Source organism: Pseudomonas sp. Pseusp49, assembly GCF_059491875.1.
Map to the genome: position 1 here is coordinate 4,117,517 of NZ_CP168514.1, position 20,672 is coordinate 4,138,188.

The 20,672-nt window shown below is 62.2% G+C and carries 20 protein-coding genes and 3 pseudogenes; 14 read left to right on the forward strand and 9 right to left on the reverse strand.

All coding sequences use genetic code 11. The features are described 5' to 3' along the window. Positions 1 to 146 precede the first annotated feature (146 nt). Positions 147 to 776 (forward strand): hypothetical protein, encoded by a 630-nt coding sequence (locus tag ACEN83_RS18370; protein WP_007975236.1) that lies wholly within the window; start codon positions 147 to 149, stop codon positions 774 to 776. A gap of 19 nt (positions 777 to 795) precedes the next feature. After that, positions 796 to 1,434 carry a helix-turn-helix transcriptional regulator gene (locus ACEN83_RS18375; protein WP_116583076.1) on the forward strand — a complete coding sequence of 213 codons (639 nt, stop codon included), beginning with the start codon at positions 796 to 798 and terminating at the stop codon, positions 1,432 to 1,434. A 2-nt stretch (positions 1,435 to 1,436) separates the two neighbouring features. Here ACEN83_RS18375 and ACEN83_RS18380 read toward each other — a convergent pair whose 3' ends face one another. Continuing rightward, positions 1,437 to 2,324 carry a LysR family transcriptional regulator gene (locus tag ACEN83_RS18380; protein WP_495577985.1) on the reverse strand — a complete coding sequence of 296 codons (888 nt, stop codon included), beginning with the start codon at positions 2,322 to 2,324 and terminating at the stop codon, positions 1,437 to 1,439. Between the two features lie 91 nt (positions 2,325 to 2,415). Here ACEN83_RS18380 and ACEN83_RS18385 point away from each other — a divergent pair, with 91 nt between their 5' ends. From ACEN83_RS18385 to ACEN83_RS18430, 10 genes and pseudogenes are all read left to right on the forward strand, one after another. Further along, entirely contained in the window at positions 2,416 to 3,858 is a 1,443-nt protein-coding gene (locus tag ACEN83_RS18385) for an aldehyde dehydrogenase family protein (protein WP_495577986.1), read from the forward strand. A gap of 13 nt (positions 3,859 to 3,871) precedes the next feature. Continuing rightward, the gene (locus ACEN83_RS18390) at positions 3,872 to 4,858 is read left to right on the forward strand and encodes a dipeptidase (RefSeq protein ID WP_495577987.1); all 987 of its coding nucleotides are present in this window, start codon (positions 3,872 to 3,874) and stop codon (positions 4,856 to 4,858) included. A 106-nt stretch (positions 4,859 to 4,964) separates the two neighbouring features. Further along, a complete protein-coding gene (locus tag ACEN83_RS18395; protein ID WP_116583079.1) occupies positions 4,965 to 6,518 on the forward strand; it encodes a BCCT family transporter in 1,554 nt (517 codons plus the stop codon). 23 nt (positions 6,519 to 6,541) lie between these two features. Beyond that, positions 6,542 to 8,257, forward strand: a complete 1,716-nt coding sequence (locus ACEN83_RS18400) for a hypothetical protein (protein ID WP_495577988.1) — start codon at positions 6,542 to 6,544, stop codon at positions 8,255 to 8,257. A 1-nt stretch (position 8,258) separates the two neighbouring features. Then, a complete protein-coding gene (locus ACEN83_RS18405) occupies positions 8,259 to 8,981 on the forward strand; it encodes a DUF3726 domain-containing protein (protein ID WP_495577989.1) in 723 nt (240 codons plus the stop codon). A gap of 29 nt (positions 8,982 to 9,010) precedes the next feature. Beyond that, positions 9,011 to 9,385, forward strand: a complete 375-nt coding sequence (locus ACEN83_RS18410; RefSeq protein ID WP_495577990.1) for a RidA family protein — start codon at positions 9,011 to 9,013, stop codon at positions 9,383 to 9,385. Between the two features lie 129 nt (positions 9,386 to 9,514). Then, positions 9,515 to 9,610, forward strand: a pseudogene (locus ACEN83_RS18415) (RidA family protein); the annotation flags it as partial. A gap of 129 nt (positions 9,611 to 9,739) precedes the next feature. Beyond that, positions 9,740 to 9,835: pseudogene (locus tag ACEN83_RS18420) on the forward strand (RidA family protein); the annotation flags it as partial. 285 nt (positions 9,836 to 10,120) lie between these two features. Next, positions 10,121 to 10,981, forward strand: a complete 861-nt coding sequence (locus tag ACEN83_RS18425) for a CAP domain-containing protein (RefSeq protein ID WP_495577991.1) — start codon at positions 10,121 to 10,123, stop codon at positions 10,979 to 10,981. 800 nt (positions 10,982 to 11,781) lie between these two features. Further along, on the forward strand, positions 11,782 to 12,183 hold the full coding sequence (locus ACEN83_RS18430; RefSeq protein ID WP_495577992.1) for a GFA family protein: 402 nt from the start codon (positions 11,782 to 11,784) through the stop codon (positions 12,181 to 12,183). Positions 12,184 to 12,342: 159 nt separating this feature from the next. Here ACEN83_RS18430 and ACEN83_RS18435 read toward each other — a convergent pair whose 3' ends face one another. Then, complete coding sequence (locus ACEN83_RS18435; protein ID WP_116583336.1) at positions 12,343 to 12,975, reverse strand: Vgb family protein; 633 nt, start codon at positions 12,973 to 12,975, stop codon at positions 12,343 to 12,345. 37 nt (positions 12,976 to 13,012) lie between these two features. Continuing rightward, positions 13,013 to 14,233 carry a helix-turn-helix domain-containing protein gene (locus ACEN83_RS18440; RefSeq protein WP_495577993.1) on the reverse strand — a complete coding sequence of 407 codons (1,221 nt, stop codon included), beginning with the start codon at positions 14,231 to 14,233 and terminating at the stop codon, positions 13,013 to 13,015. Between the two features lie 84 nt (positions 14,234 to 14,317). On the opposite strand from ACEN83_RS18440, the gene ACEN83_RS18445 reads away from it, so the two are divergent. Then, positions 14,318 to 15,076, forward strand: coding sequence for a DUF899 domain-containing protein (locus tag ACEN83_RS18445; protein WP_495577994.1), 759 nt, complete (start codon positions 14,318 to 14,320; stop codon positions 15,074 to 15,076). A gap of 12 nt (positions 15,077 to 15,088) precedes the next feature. On the opposite strand, the gene ACEN83_RS18450 is transcribed toward ACEN83_RS18445, so the two are convergent. The 4 genes and pseudogenes from ACEN83_RS18450 to ACEN83_RS18465 all read right to left on the reverse strand — a co-directional run. Beyond that, a complete protein-coding gene (locus ACEN83_RS18450) occupies positions 15,089 to 15,385 on the reverse strand; it encodes a hypothetical protein (protein ID WP_116583333.1) in 297 nt (98 codons plus the stop codon). Between the two features lie 33 nt (positions 15,386 to 15,418). Then, positions 15,419 to 15,952 (reverse strand): molybdopterin-dependent oxidoreductase, encoded by a 534-nt coding sequence (locus tag ACEN83_RS18455; protein ID WP_495577995.1) that lies wholly within the window; start codon positions 15,950 to 15,952, stop codon positions 15,419 to 15,421. A gap of 78 nt (positions 15,953 to 16,030) precedes the next feature. Further along, the gene (locus ACEN83_RS18460; protein ID WP_495577996.1) at positions 16,031 to 17,395 is read right to left on the reverse strand and encodes an OprD family porin; all 1,365 of its coding nucleotides are present in this window, start codon (positions 17,393 to 17,395) and stop codon (positions 16,031 to 16,033) included. Between the two features lie 304 nt (positions 17,396 to 17,699). Beyond that, a pseudogene (locus tag ACEN83_RS18465) lies at positions 17,700 to 17,789 on the reverse strand (polar amino acid ABC transporter ATP-binding protein); the annotation flags it as partial. Positions 17,790 to 18,387: 598 nt separating this feature from the next. Between ACEN83_RS18465 and ACEN83_RS18470 the strand changes: the two are divergent. Further along, complete coding sequence (locus ACEN83_RS18470; protein ID WP_495577997.1) at positions 18,388 to 18,660, forward strand: DUF2790 domain-containing protein; 273 nt, start codon at positions 18,388 to 18,390, stop codon at positions 18,658 to 18,660. A 48-nt stretch (positions 18,661 to 18,708) separates the two neighbouring features. Here the strand turns inward: ACEN83_RS18470 and ACEN83_RS18475 are convergent, their stop codons facing one another. Together ACEN83_RS18475 and ACEN83_RS18480 are read right to left on the reverse strand one after the other, a co-directional pair. After that, on the reverse strand, positions 18,709 to 19,641 hold the full coding sequence (locus ACEN83_RS18475) for a LysR family transcriptional regulator (protein ID WP_495577998.1): 933 nt from the start codon (positions 19,639 to 19,641) through the stop codon (positions 18,709 to 18,711). Between the two features lie 64 nt (positions 19,642 to 19,705). Continuing rightward, complete coding sequence (locus tag ACEN83_RS18480; protein ID WP_495577999.1) at positions 19,706 to 20,656, reverse strand: aldo/keto reductase; 951 nt, start codon at positions 20,654 to 20,656, stop codon at positions 19,706 to 19,708. Positions 20,657 to 20,672: the final 16 nt, after the last annotated feature.

Consider the following 20,672-nt stretch of genomic DNA (forward strand, 5'->3'; position numbering starts at 1 on the left):
CGCCACAGAAAAGCGCCCTTTCAGAGCTGAACAGACGTGCAAGGTTATATGACCGTTAATCCGAGAATTCGCCAACGACCAATAAAAACATATTTTTATGCCTATATTGATATTGTCGAACGTTCCCACTCTCAGAGGGTGCCGTCATGAATATCAAAACCCTGGCTTTGCTCCTGCTGGCTTTCTGTGCGCAACCGGTCTGGAGCCAGACGCCTGCCGCTTCACCCGCCGCTGCCGACAGCCCCGCGCTGACCACGCGCCTGGCCGAGCGTGACCTTTGGGTCGAACACATTTTCTGGATCAGAAACTACGCACTGGCCAATCAATCCGCCGATCAGAAACAGGCCAAAGTCGCGGCCGATCAGGTGGTCGACAACGCCACGAAAATCGCCAACAGCATCGCCCCGCTCTACGGCCAACCGGCGGCGGATCAACTGCTCAAGTTGCTTGCCGGCCATTGGGGCGCGGTGAAACACTACAGCGATGCCACCGTTGCCAAGGACGCCAAGGGCAAGCAGGCCGCCGTCACCGAGCTGACCAGCAATGCCAAGGCGATTGCGGCGTTCCTGGCCACGGCGAACCCCAATCTGCCTGAGGCGACACTGGTGACGATGTTGTCAGCCCATGGCGGTCACCACATCACCCAGATCGATGAGTTCGCGGCACATGATTACGCGGGCGAAGCCCGTACCTGGGCGATGATGCGCACGCACATCCTGGCCCTGGCCGACGCCTTGACCGGCGCGCTGGTCAAGCAATTCCCGGACAAGTTCTGATATCGCGCGAGGACATCCCATGCTGGAAGGACTGGGCCGAACACAGCAAGACCTGCTCAATGCGCTGCTGCACCATGCCGGTGGCATGAGCATTGACGAACTGGCTGAACACCTGGCCGTCACGCGCACGGCGATCCGCCAACACCTGGCGGCGCTGGAGCGTGACGGCCTGGTGCTGCGTGGCGATACCCGCCCGACGGGGCGTCGCCCGGAGCAGCTGTATCGGCTCACCGACCACGCACGGGAGCAATTCCCTCGCCACTATCAGCTACTGGCCAGCGTCCTGATTGATGAAGTCGCCGCCATCATCGGCCCCGAAGCCCTGGCCTCGCTGATGCGCAGCATGGGCCGCAAACTGGCGCTGGACCGTGAGCAACAAGTCGTGGACGAAGCCAGGATCGTGCAGCACATGAACCAGGCGGGCTACGAAGCCGAGGTGTTTTTTCGCTCAGGCGACACGCCGGAAATCGTCGCGCATAACTGCGTGTTCCATCGCCTGGCCGCCGAGCATCCGGTGGTCTGCGAACTGGACCTGGCCTTGATCGGCGCATTGGGCGGCGGTGAAGTCGAGCACAGCGAGTGCATGGTGCGTGGCGGGCATGTCTGTCGCTTCAGGCTGCGACCGACAGAAAGCCCGGAGCCGCCACTCGGAGACTGACCTTACAGCTCGACCATCTGCATGTTCGCTTTGAGAAACCCCATCAACTCGGCTGCCGCCGGCGACAGGCTGTGCCCCTTGCGGCACAGGATGCCGATCTGGCGCTCCACCCGTGGTTCGGACAGTGGCAGGAACACCAGTTTCTCGTTGCCCTGCGGGAACGCCAGGGACGGCAGCGTCGTGATGCCGATGCCCTCTTCCAGCATCGCGATCAGCGAAATCATGTTGGAGACGAACAGCAGACTGCTGTCCAGCAAGCCCGCCGCGTCCGTGCCTGCGAGCAAGCGCGAGGTGCCATTGCGCACCAGTGGGTAGGCTTGCAGGCTCGACCAATGCAAGGCCTCGCCATTGGCCACCAATGGATGATCGTGACGGCAGACCACGCCCACACGATCACTCAGAATCGGCACGAACTCAATGTTTTCGTCCGCCGTCCACACGCTGCTGATCGCAAAATCTACCTGCCCCTGGGCCAACAACTGCTGGACGCTGTCGGCATTGCCATCCTGCATGCTGATCTGCATTTTCGGGTGCTCGCCAACAAACCGTGCGAGCAGATGCGGCAACAACCGACTGGCCACCGACGGCACCGTCGCGATGCTCACCTGACCGATTTCATGCCGCGCCAGCAAGATGACTTCGCGGGCGATGCGGTCATGATGCGCCAGCAAATCCTGGAACAGCGGCAAGCAATGCTCGCCGAATGGCGTCAGTTCGGTTTTACCGCCCTTTTCGAATAATGGCTGGCCGAGCTTCTGCTCCAGCTCGCGCACAGCCAGGGACAGCGCCGGTTGCGTGCGATAGGCCTGCCTTGCTGCGCCGTGAAAGCTTTTCAGCTGGGCAACCAGGACGAAATAGCGCAGTTGGGTAATCTTCAGCTCAGGCAGCACGGTTAGTTTTCCTTATCATTTCATATTTATTATTAATTTTTATTTGCAGAGTAATACTCTCAAGATGGGGCCAACGCAATCGGAGGTTCCCATGGCACTGCAACCCTGCAAAAACTACATCGGCGGTAACTGGTGCGAAGGCCAAGGCGTCATCGCCAATCACAGCCCTTCGGATGTTCAAGACCTCATTGGCCATTACCATCAGGCCAGCACCGAACAGACGCTGGATGCCATCGCCGCCGCCCGCGACGCCCAGCCGCAATGGGCCGCCAGCGGCCTGGAACAGCGCCAGCAGGTGTTGATGGCCATCGGCAACGAGTTGATGGAGCGCAAGGAAGAACTCGGCGAACTGCTCTCTCGGGAAGAAGGCAAGCCGCTGGCCGAGGGCATTGGCGAGGTCAATCGCTCCGCGCAGTTCTTCCACTACTACGCCGCTGAAGTGCTGCGCCAGATGGGCGAGACAGCCGCGTCGGTACGCCCCGGCATCGAGATCGAAGTCCAGCGTGAACCGGTGGGCGTGGTCGGCATCATCACGCCATGGAATTTCCCCATGGCCACCGCCGCGTGGAAGATTGCCCCGGCCCTGGCCTTCGGCAACGCCGTGGTGTTCAAGCCGGCCAACCTGGTGCCGGCCAGCGCCTGGGCCCTGACTGAAATCATCAGCCGCCAGGCCTTGCCCGCCGGCACCTTCAACCTGGTCATGGGCAGTGGCGCAGTAGTCGGCGAAAGCCTGATCCAGTCCGCCGACATCGACGCGTTGACCTTCACCGGTTCCCTGCAGACCGGTCGCCGCGTCGCGGTTGCCACCGCCAGTAATCTGGTGCGTTGCCAACTGGAAATGGGCAGCAAGAACGCCTTGGTGGTGCTCGATGACGCCGACCTTGAAATCGCCGTGGAATGCGCGTTGAACGGCGCCTTCTTCGGCACCGGGCAAAAGTGCACGGCCTCTTCGCGATTGATCGTCTGCGACGGCATCCATGACCGTTTCGTCGAAGCGCTGGTGGCGCGCATGCGTCAATTGAAGGTCGGTCATGCCCTGCAACAAGGCACGCAGATCGGCCCGGTGGCCGAAGCCCGACAACTGGAACAGAACCTCCATTACCTGCAACTGGCCGAAGACGAAGGCGCGACCCTGGTCGAGGGCGGCCAATTGCTGAACCTGCAACCGGCCGGGCACTACATGCGCCCCGCCCTGTTCATCAACAGTCACAACAACATGCGCATCAACCGCGAGGAAGTCTTCGGGCCGATTGCCTGTGTGATCCGGGTCAGCGATTACGAAGAAGCCCTCGCCGTGTTGAACGACACCGAATACGGCCTCACCGCCGGGATCATCACCCAGTCACTGCGTTATGCCAGCGACTTCAAGCGCCGGGCCCGCACCGGTTGCGTCATGGTCAACCTGCCCACCGCCGGCACCGACTACCACGTGCCGTTCGGCGGCCGCAAAGCCTCCAGCTTCGGGCCACGCGAGCAAGGGCAATACGCCCGCGAGTTCTACACCGTGGTCAAGACCACCTACGTGCGACCTTGAACGGGAGATCGGCATGCACGACTTATTGATGATCGACGGCCTGCAATATTCCCACTGGAACGAAGCGATCTTTCGCCAGATGCAGGAAGGTGGCCTGAGCGCGGTGCACGCCACCATCGCCTACCACGAGAACGCCCGGGAAACCCTGTCGCGAATCGGCGAGTGGAACCGCCGCTTCGAAACCTGGCCCGAGCTGATTCGTCCGGTCCGCGAGGCTTCGGACATTCGCCTGGCGCATCAGGAAGGCCGCGTCGGGATTTTCTTCGGTTTCCAGAACTGCTCGCCGATTGAAGACGACATCAGCCTGGTGGAGGTTTTCCGCCAGCTCGGCGTGCTGATCATGCAGCTCACCTACAACAACCAGAGCCTGCTGGCCAGCGGTTGCTACGAGGCCGAAGACAATGGCATCAGCCGTTTCGGCCGCCAGGTGATCCGTGAGATGAACCGCGTCGGGATGCTGATCGATATGTCCCACAGCGCCGAGCGCAGCACCCTGGAAGCCATCGAACTGTCGAGCCGGCCGGTGATCGTCTCCCACGCCAACCCGTCGAGTTTCCACGCGGCCAAACGCAACAAGTCCAACGCGGTATTGCGCGGTATCGCCGAGTCCGGCGGCCTGCTGGGATTCAGCACGTACCCCTTCCATCTCAAGGGAGCGTCGGCCTGCACCCTGGAATCGTTCTGCGACATGGTCGCCAGTACCGCGGAATTGATGGGCGTCGAACACATCGGCATCGGCACCGACCTGTGCCAGCAACAACCCCTGCAAGTGCTCGAATGGATGCGCAACGGGCGCTGGAGCAAAGACAAGGATTACGGCGAAGGATCAAAGGACAACGCCAACTGGCCGGCACCGTTGCAATGGTTCCGCGACAGCCGGGATTTCCCGGTCATCGCCCAGGGCCTGCGCGACCGGGGATTCGCCGAGGACGAGGTACGCAACATCATGGGACTCAACTGGTTGCGCCTGCTGGAAAACGCTACGACGGCGCAAAACTGACTCTTGATCGACACCGTGAGGACAGCATGAAAAATAACAACAATAGCCTCCCGTTCATCTCCCCGACCGGCGATGCACAGCCCCAGGCGCGTATTTTGGAGGCATCATGAAAATATCCGACTCCCTGCAAGCCGACGTCCAGCCACTGGACCTTGCACCGCCGAAAAAAGACATCGACTGGCCGCTGTTCTTGATCAGCGGCGGCTTCCTCGGCGCCTTTCTGATCGCGGCACTGATCGACATCGATGGTGTATCGCTGCTGGTGAACACGCTGTTCGCCTGGTCGACGAAGTTCTTCGGCTTGTACTGGCAGATCCTGATGCTGGCGACCTTCGCCATGAGCCTGTTCATCTGCTTCAGCAAATGCGGACGGGTACGCCTGGGCGGCGTCGACCAGCGCCCCGATACCAGCACCTTCAACTGGATCGCCGTGATCATGTGCGCCCTGCTCGCCGGGGGCGGTGCCTTCTGGGCGGCAGCGGAACCGATGATGCACTTCGCCAGTCCGCCACCGCTGTTCGCCGGGGTGCAACCGCACACCGAAGCCGCCGCACACGTTGCGCTCGCGCAATCGTTCGTGCACTGGGGCTTTCTCGCCTGGGCGGTACTGGGCAGCCTGCTGGCCATCGTGCTGATGCATTTGCATTACGACAAAGGCCTGCCGCTGGCGCCGCGTACCCTGCTCTATCCGTTGTTCGGTGAACGCGCGCTCAAGGGTCCGATCGGCACCCTGGCGGACGCCACCTCGATCATCGCCGTCGTCGCCGGCACCATCGGCCCGATCGGTTTCCTCGGCCTGCAAATCAGCAGTGCGTTGCACTCGGTGTGGGGCATTCCCAATGACCTGGTGGTGCAGTCCATCACCATCGTGCTGGTCACCGTGATGTACACCATCTCCTGCCTGGTCGGGCTGGAGGGGATCCGGTTCGTCAGCGGGATCAACGTCTGGCTGATGATCGGCCTGGCGGTGTTCATGGTGCTGCTGGGGCCCACCGCTTTCATTCTCGGCGGCTTTCCCACCGCGTTCGCCTTGCACCTGGAGCAGTTCATTCCGATGACCCTGTTCCGCGCCGACCCGAAATGGCTCGACTGGTGGACGGTGTTCTACTGGGGCTGGTTCATTGGCTACGCGCCGATGGTCGCCCTGTATGTGGCGAAGATTTCCCGTGGCCGGACCATCCGCGAAGTGATCATGACCCTGTCGATCATCGCACCGCTGGTGACCATGTTCTGGTTCACCATCGTCGGCGGCGCCGGCATCGGCATGGAGTTGCAGACGCCGGGCATCGTCACCGCCCACGGCGCGCAGCCCGAAGACTTGCTGCTGGGCGTGACCCAGAACCTGCCCCTGGGTGGACTGATCTCGGCGCTGTTCCTGTTCCTGAGCTTCATTTCCGTGGCCACCAACGGTGATGCGATGGCGTTCACCGTGGCAATGGCAATGTCCAGTAATGACAAGCCGAAACCATGGCTGAGGGCCTTCTGGGCGATCGGCATGGGCCTGGCCGCGGTGGTGTTGATCACCATCGGTTCGGGCGGGGTCACGGCGCTGCAATCCTTTATCGTGATTACTGCCGTACCGGTTTCGCTGCTGATCCTGCCGTCGCTCTGGGATGCACTGCGCATCGCCCGGCAGATGGCTCGCGAACAGGCAGTCTGAAGATGAACAGTTCAGGAATCGCAATGATGTCGCACACCGACACAGACACCACCTCGGCCTTGCGGCCCGCCGCTCGGGTCATGGACCTGGAGCGGCTGGGCAGCCACTTTCAAAGCCGCTTGAGTTTCGTGCGCAGCAGCATGCGGCGGATGATGAACGAGCAGTGGCGCATCCAGCGCACCTGCTTCGACCTGGATGCCGAGGGCTTCGGCACGGCGATCTACCGCATCGACACCGCCAGTGCCCACTATCACTGCGTGATTTTCTCGATGTACCTGCCGCCGGAAAAACGCAGCGACCGGGTCATCGCCGATCAATGGGACGTCAGTTTTGTCCTGCTTGCCGGTGATGTCGACGAACAGCAGTTGGCCGACTTGCGACGCAATGTACCGCTACAGGAAGCCGGGCGTTTTGATTCGCGAGTGCTGGTGCTGTCGCGGGCCAACCGCAGCCTGCGCAACTTCGAGCGTTTCCTCGAGGCGCTGGCCGAAGGCTGTCAGCCAGACCCGCGGCAACTGGCCGAGGTCGGTTACCTGTATCGCACCACCGCGGTGTACGGCAACGGCAAGTTCGGCATCGCCGACTTCAGTTGCCTGCAAGGCACGGCAGACTTCACGCAACCCTTCAGCGCCCAGATGTTTACCGTGTACCTGTTGCGGCATTTCAGCATCGAGCAGATCGAACACATGGCCCGGGCGCGCAACCCGCAGCGGGCGGTGGGTCTGGACCCTGCCCTGCAGCGTTACCTTGGGGTCGGCAATTCCACGGGGTTAGGCATGGCGCCGTTTCTGATCAATCACCCGCAACTGGTCAACCAATGGCTGTGGGCCAGGGAAACCGCACTGGCGAACGTTGTGGCGCAAGCGGCTGACCTGCCTCATGCCCAGCGCTTTCAGGCGTTGCTGCTACGGGCCCGCCGGCACTTGCAGCAAACCAGCACCGAGGACCAACGGCAAAGCACCATCGACCAGCAGACACTGGTCGATCTCGAACAACTGGCCGGGTGGTTCGCAGAGCAGTCCGTCAACGCGGGTTTGTGGTCGCGCCTGCAAGCCTGGGCCGAAGTGAGCGTCGGCGCCGGTTGCCAGGAACTGCTGGTCAGTCTGCTGTTGGAGTTGTACCCCGAACAGGTCGATCCGCTGGCCGAGCAGATGTCGGTCAACGAGGGGTTTCGCCTGAACGCCGAGATGCCCTTGGATGAGCTGTGCGATCTCATCGAGACCCAGTACCGCTGGGCGCTCGATTACGACTTGAGCGGCGCCGAGGCCAACCACTTTTTCTGGTATCGCTCGGCGGAAAAGGAAGAACCACGCCTGGGTGAACGGGCCATGGAGCCAGGCGCCGAGAAAGAAATGCAGTTGGGGATCGCGCACAACATTCAACGTTGTCATCGGGCCCTGCTGACCTATCGCGAGCAACACCCACGGCAATTGACCGCGCACTTTCTGCTGGCGCTGCCGCAGTTCAAAGGCACGGTCTGTCGCCTGCAGGGCATGGCCCGCTGCGCCTTTGGGGAGATCCGCGCCAACCTGATGGACCGCAGCATGCTGCCGATCCACTTGCTGCGCTGCAAGCTGGCGTTCTTCGGCGCCGGCAAGTTCGACCCCAAGTCCAGCCGCTGGGTGCGCATCACCCTGTTCCAGGGGGCACCGCTGGTCAGCGAGATCGGCCAGCCGTTCGCCGACGACTGGAATTTTGCCGTCATGCCTGAACTGACCAACGCTGCCGGAGCACTCTGAAATGCGTGTATCGCTCAATGAAATCCAGGTGATCTGCCGCAAGGCCTTCGAAGGCATCGGTTTTGCACCCGGTGATTGCGACGACGCCGCCGAGATGATTGCCAGGCTGCAGCAGCAAGGCCTCGACGGTGTCGGTGCGCTGAAAAAGGCGTTGGACTTCCTTCACGATGAAGTCGATCGCCCCATCGAAACCTGCTACGAAGACGCCACGCAACTGATCCTCGATGCCCATGGCCAGAGCGTATTGCGCTGCGCCGCCCAGGCCATCGAACTGGGGGTGGCCAAGGCCTTGCGCGGCGGCAGTGCGCTGATCCGCATCCGCCATTGCCACAACCGCGTTCTGCTGCTGGGCTACCTGGCGCGCTGTGCCGGTGAAGGTTTGAATTTTTGTGTGTACTGGCGCGATGCCCGGCAGGAACTGGTGGCCACCTTCAGCGCCGGGAGCAACGGCCCGTCCTTGCGCGTGTATGACCTGCCGCAACCGGCGCAGGGCGACGAGCAAAGCATCAACGTGCTGATGTCTCGGAACTTCGCGCTCCTGCCACGCCTGAGTGCCGAAGACGCGGCCCCGTCCTTTGAACACAGTCAGCCAACACCCGCGGGCGGGCTGCAGGTCGATGATGAAGTCTGGGCCCAGTTGAAGAAACTGGGTGAACGGGTGCTGGTGGAAAGCACCGAAGAATCCCGTCGCCGTGGAGCCGGCGAAGGCAGCGACGCCCGTTAAACCCCTCAAACCCGCATCAGGAAGCATCAATGAAACAGGTGATCAAGACCGACCTCTTTGCCTCGCGCGCGCCACTGGAATGGGCGATTGTCGGCAACGGCACGCTGTACACCGCGCAAATCCCCATCGACCGCCAGGGCCAGGTGGTGAACGGCGGCATCGAAGCGCAGACCCGGCAGACCCTGGACAACCTGCGCCACACCCTGCAAGCCGCCGGCAGCTCGCTGGACGCGGTCACCCAGGTGTTGATCTACGTCACTGACCGCAGCTACCTGGCAACCGTGAATGCGGTCTACGCCGAATACTTCCAGGCGCCCTACCCTAACCGCGCCGCCATGGTCGTGGCAGGCCTGGCCCGGGAAGAAATGCTGGTGGAGCTGGTGGTGTACGCCTGCGTGGATTGATCGATTCAGGACCGCAGCGGGTTACTGGTGTACACAAAACCTGTGGGAGCGGGCTTGCTCGCGAAGGCGGTGTGTCAGGTAGCCTCCATGTCGTCTGACACGCCACCTTCGCGAGCAAGCCCGCTCCCACAGAAGTCCTACCCTAACCGCGCCGCCATGGTCGTGGCGGGTCTGGCCCGGGAAGAAATACTGGTGGAGCTGGTGGTGTACGCCTGCGTGGATTGATCGATTCAGGACCGCAGCGGGTTACTGGTGTACACAAAACCTGTGGGAGCGGGCTTGCTCGCGAAGGCGGTGTGTCAGGTAGCCTCCATGTCGTCTGACACGCCGCCTTCGCGAGCAAGCCCGCTCCCACAGAAGTCCTACCCTAACCGCGCCGCCATGGTCGTGGCGGGTCTGGCCCGGGAAGAAATGCTGGTGGAGCTGTTGTTGTACGCCTGCATGGATTGATCGATTCAGGACCGCTGCGGGTTACTGGTGTACACAAAACCTGTGGGAGCGGGCTTGCTCGCGAAAGCGGTGTGTCAGGTAGCCTCCATGTCGTCTGACACGCCGCCTTCGTCGGAACGCCGCCCGGAGCAAGCCCGCTCCCACAGAAGTCCTACCCTTCGTCGGACATTCGGCTCCGGCCACAAACAGGTTCGCTCGCGCCGTGAACCTTGTGTCGAGACACCAGTCATACCCTGCGTTTTTCCCCCACTCCTTTCGTCGTCATCTCATTCGAGTTGTCCGTTCATGCGCCAAACCGTCGTTGCCTTGCGCTTTGCTTCGCTGTGCCTGCTTCCCCTGCTCCCCGTTTTTGCCAGCCCCGCCCACGCCGATGGGCAACGGCAACTGGTCGACGCCATCAACGACTATCGCGCCCATCCGCAACGTTGCGATCGGCGCCCCGCGCAACGCTTGTCACCCCTGACGCTGAAATCGAACCTGGCCCTGCCCGTTGGCTATGGCGGTGGGTTGCGGGACCGGTTAAAGGCTTCCGGCTATCAGGCGACCATGGTGCGCTCTATCCGCGTGGTGGGTGCACGGGATGCCGAAGAAGCCTTCGATATGTTCCAGGACGAGCACTGCGCCGCACTGCTCGACAACCAATACGCCGACATCGGCGTCAGCCGCGCCGGGAGCGAGTGGCAAGTGGTGCTGGCGCGGCCGGTGCTCGACCGGCAAACCGCCGATCCCCGTAGCGCCGCCCAGGCGTTGCTGGCGCAGGTCAACGCTGCCCGGGCCAAGCCACGCCTGTGTGGTCGCCAGCGCTTCGCCGCCGCGCGGCCGCTGTCCTGGAGTGCTGCCTTGGGTTCCGCCGCACAACATCACAGCAAGGACATGGCCTACGGCAACTATTTCGCCCACCAGGACCCCGACGGTGACATGCCCGCCGACCGCGCCAGGGCTGCCGGCTACCGTGGCCGCCAGATCGGTGAAAACATCGCCGCCGGGCAAGGCTCGCCGAGCAAGGCCATGGCCGGTTGGCTCGCCAGTCCCGGGCACTGCGCCAACCTGATGAACCCGATGTTCACCCAGGTCGGTGCCGCGTACGCCGCCAACGCCCGCAGTGACAACGGTGTTTACTGGACGATGCTGTTCGGCGCGCCTTGAGCGGCCGGCCAGCCCCACCTTGCGGGCATTGAAAAGGTCTCGACGGGAAACTGTAGGAGCCAGCTTGCTGGCGATGGACTCAAGTGCGCCGCGTTCATCCTGTTCACCCGCGTTATCGTTAACGACCATCGCTGGCAAGCCAGCTCCCACAAGGGGCCATGCCCACGCTGAAACTGTAGGAGCCAGCCTGCTGGCGATGGACTCCAGTTCGCCGCGTTCATCCAGCTCACCCGCGTAATCGTTAACGACCATCGCTGGCAGGCCAGCTCCCACAAGGGGTCATGCCCACGCTGAAACTGTAGGAGCCAGCCTGCTGGCGATGGACTCGAGTGCGCCGCGTTCATCCCGTTCACACGCGTTATCGTTAACGACCATCGCTGGCAAGCCAGCTCCCACAGGGGGTCATGCCCACGCTGGCTCCACATCGTGAAAAAACCAAGGCATTAAAAAGCCCGCACTGAGCGGGCTTCGTGGGTGAGTACAAGTAGGTGGCCGGTGCTGGTCTCCGGCTTACAAGGTTTATCAGGCCTCCCACAAAAGAGTCGTAAAACCGTAATGGAACTCTTCTGCTTCACACGGCATAAGGGCTGGATCCCAGCGCGGGGATCTTTCTAACCGTGTACCCTTCGGAACGCGCCCCACGTCTCCTTGCTATCCTTTTGCGCATCAGTCTGCGTCTTCACCTACAAAGTTGAGGATAGCAAAACAGGGACGATTGCCAACCGCGCTTTTAGACCGATTTCGACCAGCAGAAAACATGGCAGGACGGAAAAATACTATTGATACAGGGATGACTTTACATGGATGAGTTTCACCAGGGCAGCTGCCTCTGCGGCGCCGTCAAATATCGCCTGTCGAGCGAGCTGAAAGCCATCACCCATTGCCATTGCAGCCAGTGCCGAAAGAGCCATGGGGCTGCGTTTGCGACCTACGCGAGCGCGCCCGCCTCGTCGCTGTCGATCATGAGCGGTGCAGATTCGCTGCAGGCCTATGAATCGTCCAAAGGTGTCACGCGGCAGTTCTGTTCCCGCTGCGGATCTTCGCTGTTCTGGACTGACTCGACAGGCGCGTTTTCCGAGTGGGTTTCGATTGCCCTCGGCTCGCTGGATACGCCGCTACGGACGGGCAAGCAAAAACATGTTTGTGTCGGCTCGAAAGCGGATTGGTACGAGATCAACGATCAGCATCCACAAGCGGACTGAGTGAGGTTGCTTGCAGATTTTGCATACACCCACTGCCCCCTGTGGGAGCGGGCTTGCTCGCGAAAGCGGCGTATCAGACGACATTGATGCTAGCTGATCCACCGCCTTCGCGAGCAAGCCCGCTCCCACAGGGTAAGTGGGTGTACACAGTTCCGTGCATCACGAAGGCCGACGCACCACCCTCACCTTGCCGCTTTCGCCGCCACCGCAGAACAACCGCTCGCCGCCATCGGACTCCAGTCCCGACACGCCGACGCCTTCGGGCATCCTGAGGCTCTCGAGTACTTCACCGGTTTGCGCGTCGATGCGCCGCAACTCACTCTCGTCGCCCTCCCAGGTGCCATGCCACAGCGAACCTTGCACCCAGGTCACGCCGGTAACGAAACGGTTGGATTCGAGGGTGCGCAGGATCTTGCCGGTCTCGGGGTCGATCTGGTGGATCTTGCGTTCGCGGTACTGGCCCACCCACAACGTCCCTTCGGCCCAGGTCAGGCCCGAATCGGTGCCGGCGCCGGGGGCCGGAATCGTCGAGAGGATGCGGCCGGTGCGGGGGTCGATCTTGTGGATGCGGTCGTCGGCGATCTGGAACAGATGCTCGCCATCGAATGCGGTGCCGGCATGGGCAGCGACATCGATCGAGTCCAGCAGCTTGCCGCTTTCCGGGTCGAGGGCGTTGATTTTGCTGTTGCTGGCGAACCAGACCTTTTCGCCGTCCCAGGTGACGCCGCACACATGATCGACCTCGGCAAACGGGCCATATTCACGAATGACTTCAGCAGTTGCGTGTTTCATCTGGCATTCCTCGATGGGGGGGGTGGTGGCGTTCATCCTAGCCACCGGGCAGCGGCGCCGGGAGTAACAAGGTCGTCGCGAATCCCGGCACGGGCGGCGTCATCCAGCGCCGCGCGCGGCCTCGGCCAAACCACTGCACCTTGCCCTGCTCCGCCAGCGTATCGAGTGCACGCTGCACCGTGCGCTGGCTGGTACCCAGCGCCAGGGCCAGGGCGGAACTCGACCACGACTCGCCATCGGCGAGGCAGGCAAATACCGCGGCAAATTTTTCCTCGACCGGTTGCGCCAGTGTCACCACCTCCGTGCACACGGACGTTTGCAGGGCAAAACCACGGGACGTCGCGATGACGCCGGCCAACGGCTTGAGTGCCTTACGCAGGCGGCCGATTTCCACGCGAAGCCGGGCACGATGGGACTCATCCGAGAGCTTCAGACGGAACGCCCGGGCGATCAGCGTTTCCCGCGCAACATCGGCGGGCCAGGCTTCGGCCAATGCGCGGGCGAGCACGAACAGGATCGGCCGCGTCGCCAGCGACACCGACATGCCGCAGCCCCGCACAACGTACCGGCAGGCGTCCACCACCAGCGCCGTTGAACCGAGCAAGGCTTCGACTTCATCGAGCAGCAGTGCGCGTTCCTCACCCCGGGCAATCAGGCGTGCCGCGGGTGCGTCGAGCAGGCGCGCAGCCTGTTCGACTTCAGCGATCAGCGCGGCAATCCCCGTCTGAGCGGCAGCCTGCCCGGCTCGCGTCAACGCCTCCCGCGCCGCGTTCGATTGCAGGCGGCGAATGGCGATTCCCGCCAGCACCAGTTCATGGGTTGCGCGCAAGGCCGGCGGCAAGGGGCCGGGGTCGAGACTGGCCAGCAACTGCTGCGCCTCATCGAGTTGGCCGATCAACAGCAAACGGCGGATTTGCAGATACCGCGCATGAGCGGCATTGACCCGGTCACCGTGGTGTTCAAGGGTGACCCGCGCCGTTTCGAGCGCCTTGACCGGCCAGCCGAGTTCTCGCGACGCCAGGGCGATTTCGGCCTCGGCCACCACGCATCGGGCACGGGCCAGCACTTCCCTGGGCGAAAAGGCTCGCTGCGCGCGCTTGACCAGCGCCCGGGCGCGCACCAGATCGCCCAGTTGCGCCATGGCGATGCCGCGCAGGGCCAGCGCCGGCGCATCGTCGCGCAAGGCCACGCGGTCCAGTGCCCCCAGTGGATTGCCCGCCGCCAGCGCCTGAGCGGCGGCCGTGATCATCGAGTCCATCGAAATCCCGCCACGCTTGTCACTCCCATCATTCGATACCCGGGTTTAGTCTAATTCACGACCTTTCACCAGGAGCGTACAGCGATGAACACGCACACAACCGCGACCCGGGACCAATGGCTGGCGGCACGCCTGCAACTGCTCGAAGCGGAAAAGGCCCTGACCCGACGCAGCGATGAACTGGCCAGGCAACGCCAGGCCTTGCCGTGGGTTCGCCTCGACAAGACGTACCGTTTCGCTACCGACAACGGTAGCGCCACCCTGGCCGAACTCTTTCAAGGGCGCTCGCAACTGCTGGTCTATCACTTCATGTTCGGCCCCGACTACACCGCCGGCTGCCCTTCCTGCTCAGCCATTGCCGATGGCTTCGACCCCGTGGTCATCCACCTGGCCAATCACGACGTGACCCTGATGGCGATATCCCGCGCACCGTTGGCGCAACTGCAGGCCTACAAGCGCCGGATGGGCTGGACCTTCCCCTGGGCCTCGGCCGCCGACAGCGATTTCACCGCCGACTTCAACGTCTACTTCACCGAAGCGCAGCAGCGCGAAGGCCTGGTCGAATACAACTACCAGCGCGGCGGCCATGCCATGGACGCCAGTGACATTCCGGAACCGGTGAAACAGTTCGCCGCGACCTGTGGCACCGACGCACCGACCTATACCCGCGACCGGCCGGGACTGAGTACCTTTGTGCTGGAGGACGGCGAGATCTATCACACCTACTCCACCTACGCGCGGGGCCTGGACGGGTTGTGGAGCATGTACCAATGGCTCGACCGCGCACCCAGGGGACGCAATGAAACGGGGCCCTGGTGGCGTCGGCATGATGAGTACCGGTGAGCGCCGGCGCTGTCACTGACCGCCGATGAAGACATCCGCCAGCTTGTCCACCAGCGCAGGTTTGGTCTGCGAGACCCAGCGTCGGGTCGCCCATTCCTGCCATTCCTCGGCACGGTCCAGGGTGTAGCGCGGCACAAAGTCGCCGAGGAACCGGCCGAGGTTGTGCAGCGTGACGTCATGGCCGGCGTTGGCCATTTGCTCGAGCAAATCCCTCAGGGCCACTTCGCATTCGGGCGGCCACTTTTCGCCGGCCAACAGCTGTTCGACCGAAGGGCGTCGATCACAACCCAGCGAATTGCAGACAGGCATCGGCATTTTCCTCGGCGCTGTGTTGTACGAGAGTCAGCCGAAGATGCTGCACAGTTCAATGCTGCGCAACCACTTCACCTGACGGGCCCCGGAATGGCGATCGCTTCCCGAGACCAATGAAAGGTGTTCGCCGGCCGCCGTCTGCCCGTGGGCATGTTGTCGGTACACCACCAGCACTGCATCGCCCACGTCGGTATTGATCAGTTCATTCCAACTGAACAACGCGACGTAGCCGTCACTGGCGCGCGCCACCACATAGGCGCGCTTCCAGCCCTTGGGGTCGTCGCTCCTGAGCCCGGCCTTGAGCACGATTTCCCGCAGCAGCACCCCGCGATAGCCCTTTTTCTGGGCTTTTTGCGCATTGCCCTCGCAGGTGTTGCTGGTCAGTCTCACCCAGTCGTAACCCGGCATGGCTTGCAGGTCGGCCACGCTCAGGCACAGGGGATTGTGCACCTGCCCCACCACCTCCAGTGTCTGTTGCGCCACATCGATGGCGGTGCCGGGCAACGGCAGGGGTTTGGTGCCGGGGCGAACAAGGCTTTGCACAGTGGAAAAAATGGAACGCATGACGATGCTCCTGTCGTGGTTGACCAATCACCGTGGACCCGGGCTGCGCAATGGCAGCCAAGGACCGCTCTGCCGTGCTTAAAGCAGCGGCAGGCTGTAGCTGAGGATCAGGCGGTTTTCATCCAGGTCGCTGCTGGCATTGCCACGCAAGCTGGCGTTACGCCAGGAAATGCCCAGCCCCTTGAGCGGGCCGCTTTGCAGTGCGTAGTCGATGCGCAGGTCGCGCTCCCACTCTTTGCGATCACCGGCAGCGGAGTCGATGTTGTCGCCGCTGAGATAAGTGACCACGGTCTTGAGACCCGGCACGCCAAGCACGACGAAGTCATAGCCGTACTCGGCCAGCCAGGTGCGCTCGCCGGCACTGAGGAACTTGCCGATCTGCCGGTCGGTGATCAGGTACGCGGTGGCGCCGTCACCCTGGTTGACGAACGGGAACGCGCTGTCGCCGGAGACTTGCTGGTAGCCCGCGCTGAAGGCATGGCCACTCAGGCTGTAAGTGAACAGGGCGCTCCAGGTGTTGTTGTCCACCTCACCGACGTGAGTGTCCCCCGCTCGCCAGAAGCCGCTGCTTTTATAGCCTTGGGCACGCCCGGCCGCATTGCCGTTCTTGCCATCGGCGCTGCTGTTGAAATAGCGCAGGTCAGTCTTCAACGCGCCGGGGCCGATGGCCAGGGTGTGGATCAGTCCGAGGAAGTGCTGCTGGTAGAAATCTTCGAGACTGCCGTAGTAGTACTGGGCGGTCAGGTCCTTGCTGATCTTGTAGTCGCCACCCGCGAAGACGAAGCTGTCCGAGTCCGCCAACGCAGTGCTGGCCGGCGTACCGGCGGGACGCGTCGCGCCGCTGATGCGCAGGTCGACATCGTCGGTGGAACTGCGGGTCTTGGTGCTTTGCAGTTGGCCGGCGGTGAGGGTCAGGCCGTCGATTTCGCTGGAGGTGACCTGCCCGCCTTCGAAGGTTTGCGGCAGCAGGCGACCGTCGTTGAAGTTGATCACCGGCAGCTTGGGCTGCAGGGTGCCCAGACGTGCTTCGGTTTTGGAAATGCGCACCTTGCCGGTCACGCCGCCCTTGGAATATTCATCGACCGCATGACCATCGCTGTCCACGGGAAACAGCGCCCCCGGCGTGCGGTCGATACCGGCCTTGCCCACGCGACCGCCGCTGTCCAGCTTCAGCCCGGTCATGGCGATGGCATCCAGGCCAAAGCCGACGGTGCCCTGGGTGAACCCGGAAATCACATTGAGTTGCAGCCCCTGCCCCCACTCCTTGGCCTGGCTGGCATAGGCGGCATTGCCCACGTTGCCCTGGCTTTCGCGGTTGTCAGAGTTGAAATAGAAATTGCGCAGATTCAGCGAGGCCTTGCTGTCATCGATAAAACCGGCGGCGATGGCCTGGTGGGTCAAGCCACCGAGGGTGATGGCCAGGGCCAGGGGTTGCAGCTTCATTGTGTTTACTCCGGTGCGGGTCTCTTGTTTTTTTGGTGCCCATGGTCCTGATTCCCTCGTGACCTGACGTTTTCGCCTATCGCTATATATTTTTGTATATAGCGATAGGCGAAATTTACCGCCTGCGAGTCTGCAGGCGCTGTCAGTGCTACGTGATTGAGGCTGGGAAAAGATCGAAACAGGTCTGGCGGCCTGCATCTTTCTAGAAGCTGACTTTTAAGTCAATAAATTTAACTGACGGGATTGGCAACCCAACAGGGCGTCAAATCACGCCCTCTGCCGGGTTCAGAAGCGAAAGCGCACCTTATCTATCGTGCAGATGCTTTCTCAAGAACGACCGGGTTCGCTCCTGTACAGGGTTTTGCAGGATCTCTTCGGGTGCCCCCTCCTCGACTCCAGTACGCCGCGTTTATCCAGCTTCCACGCGTTATCGTTAACGACCATCGCTGGCAAGCCAGCTCCCACACAGGACCGCGCCCACGCTGAAACTGTAGGAGCCAGCTTGCTGGCGATGGACTCCAGTGCGCCGCGTTTATCCAGTTCGCCCGCGTTATCGTTAACGCCCCTCGCTGGCAAGCCAGCTCCCACAGGCGCCATGCCCACGCTGAAACTGTAGGAGCCAGCCTGCTGGCGATGGACTCAAGTGCGCCGCGTTCATCCAAATCACCCGCGTTATCGTTAACGACCATCGCTGGCAGGCCAGCTCCTACAGGCGCCATGCCCATGCTGAAACTGTAGGAGCCAGCTTGCTGGCGATGGACTCCAGTGCGCCGCGTTCATCCAGTTCGCCCGCGTTATCGTTAACGACCATCGCTGGCAAGCCAGCTCCTACAGGGGGCTGTGTCCACGCTGAAAGTCCCCTCGATTCATGATCAATCCAGCAACAGTGTTTATCCCACCGACCGATTTTTGCGCCCCCGCCAAACGCCTAACATCGACTTCACCCAAGTGAATAATCCCCGGGATAACGTTTAAACCACGAGGTAAAGATCATGAAACTGTTGAACATCGCACTCTTGCTTGCGCTGGCCAGCGCCGGCACCCAGGCCTTGGCAGACGACAGCCACTCGACTGCTGCCGCCAGCCCACCGCCAGTTGAAACCTACACCTACGGCACCCGGCTCGATATCAAACGCGTCATCGAAGTATCGGAAATCGCCAATGAATGCGGACCGGTGCCGGCGCGCATGACCTATGAAGATTCCCGGGGTCAACGCCGTACCGTCGAATATCAAGTGATGGGCACCGGCTGTTCGAACGGGTGAGCACTGTATGGACGATGGAGGGTCGACACTCCATGGGTACAGCGCCAGTTACACCGATGCACCGACAATTTTTTCATCAGACGCCAGCAACCCCGGAATGGAATGCTTGAGAAATTCCACCCAGGTTTTTATTTTTGCATCCACGAACTTGCGTGAAGGGTAGATCGCAAACAGGTTCAACTCTTCAAGCCGATACGCCGGCAATACGCGCACCAACGTCCCCGCCCGCAGGCCCTCGACGGCCGATGCAATCGGTTGAATGCCAATCCCCATCCCGTTCTTGATCGCGAAGGTCATGGCGTCAGCCGTGTTGACGTGAAAGGGCGACACCGGCGTGCTGAATGTCTCTGTCCCCTGCGGGCCTTCAAATACCCAGTGCTCGGCCGGCATGACCGTGTTGACGATTCGCAGGCAGTCATGGCCGGCGAGTTCACCCGGCGAGTCGGGAATCCCGCGTTGGCTCAGGTACTCGGGCGAGGCGCAGAGAATGCTGTAGGTGATGCCCAGCCGCTGGGCGACAAAGCCGGAATCGGGCAGGTCCCGCGCCAGCACGATCGACATGTCGTAGCCCTCCTCGAGCAAGTCCGGCAGGCGATTGGTCACGGTCAGGTCAAACAGCACCGAAGGCCAGGTTTGCCGGTAGCGGGCGATGGCGCCGATCACGTAGTGGTTGCCGATGGCGGACATGGCGTGGATTTTCAGTCGGCCTGCGGGCATGACCTGGGCCGTGCCCGCCTCTGCATCGGCCTCACGCATGTCCTCCAGGATCCGCTCGCAGCGCTGCAAATAGCGCACACCGGCTTCGGTCAATGCCAGGCGCCGGGTGGTGCGGTTGATCAAGCGCGTCTGCAGCCTGGCCTCCAGGCTGGAAACGGCTTTTGATACGTGGGTCGTGGTGGTGTCCAACATCGCGGCCGCCGCGGTGAAGCTGCCGCTTTGGGCCACCGCCGCGAAACAGCGCAGGGTCTGGAAAACATCCATCGGTTTCACCTCAAGGGTTAGGTGAACAGGGCGGTCCCGTGACGCACCGTCCTGATCTCAGGCACTACGGCTTGCGCGCAATGAATCCGGGAACACCGGTTTCAACCACCGAGTTGAAGCGTATACGGGTGGTGATGTCTTGTTGAATCTCGATCATGGCCCTGTGCGGCAAGGTCGAGATATCGATGTTTTCCCGGATATGGCTCGGCGTTGCCGAGGTGGTCAGGAACGCCACCCCGCGTTGCACCGACCAGGCCAGCGCGACCTGGGCCGGAGTTTTCTGCAGACGCCGGGCGATGCCGGTGAGCACCGGGTCTGCCAGCACATTGGGCTGCATGCCGTGCCCCAATGGCGCAAACGCCAGCACGATAATCCCGTGCGCCTTGCAGAACTCAAGCAGTTCCCACTCCGGCAAATAAGGGTGGGCCTCGACCTGCACCACGGCGGGTTTTATCCGGGCTTCGGCGACCAGCGCCTTCAGCGCGTCCAGCGTGATATCCGACACCCCGATGGACCTCGCCCGCCCCTCATCCACCAGGCGCTCGAGCGCCCGCCAGGTTTCCATCAGCGTCACGCCGTGGTCGTAGATGACGTTGCCCTGCGCGTCCCTCGGGTCCTGGTTGTCGCCGGGTTGAAAGGCAAACGGCGTGTGGATCAAGTAGCAGTCGATGTAGTCCACTTGCAGGCGTTGGCAACTGGCTGCGAACGCGGGCTCGACGCGCTCGGGGCGATGGTTGGTGTTCCACAGCTTGGTGGTGATGAACAGGTCTTCGCGGCGGACGTTGCCGGCGGCCAGCACCTGCGCCAGCGCCACACCGACCTGGGCTTCGTTGCTATAACGCTCAGCGCAATCGAAATGGCGGAAACCGGCGGCCAGCGCTTCCTTCACCGCGTCAGTCGTGGTGGCGAGATCACGGAACAAGGTTCCGAATCCAACCGCCGGCATCTCGACCGCTCCATGGTTGAGCGCAAACCGGGTATCGCGCAGTCCGTCGTGAAAGGCTTCATAGGTCATGTGTCTACTCCAGGCC